This window comes from Bradyrhizobium sp. (assembly GCF_016462955.1).
Lineage (GTDB): Bacteria > Pseudomonadota > Alphaproteobacteria > Rhizobiales > Xanthobacteraceae > Bradyrhizobium.
Genome location: NZ_JAEMSD010000592.1, coordinates 1 through 322, shown reverse-complemented (window position 1 = coordinate 322; position 322 = coordinate 1). Strand labels below are relative to the sequence as shown.

The 322-nt window shown below is 66.5% G+C and carries 1 protein-coding gene; it reads left to right on the top strand.

The features are described 5' to 3' along the window. On the top strand, positions 1-322 hold a 322-nt coding region (locus JHD07_RS35075), incomplete at both ends, for an MFS transporter (protein WP_291630521.1).

The window sequence follows — 322 nt, the reverse complement described above, 5'->3', positions numbered from 1 at the left end:
GCTGATTTGGCGCGAGACGCACATGACCTCGCCGCTGTTGCCCGTTGATCTGCTGCGAATCCCGGTGTTCGCGTTGTCGATTGCCACCTCGATCGCCTCGTTCTGCGGGCAGATGCTGGCCTTCGTCTCGATCCCCTTCTATCTCCAGAGCCGCTTCGGCTACTCGGCGGTGCAGATGGGACTGTTGATCACGCCATGGCCGATCGCGGTCGCATTTGCGGCGCCGCTTGCCGGCCGCCTGGTCGAGCGTCATCCGGCCGGACTGCTGGGCGGCGTCGGGCTCACGCTGTTCGCCTGCGGCCTTGCCGCGCTCGCCTTGCTC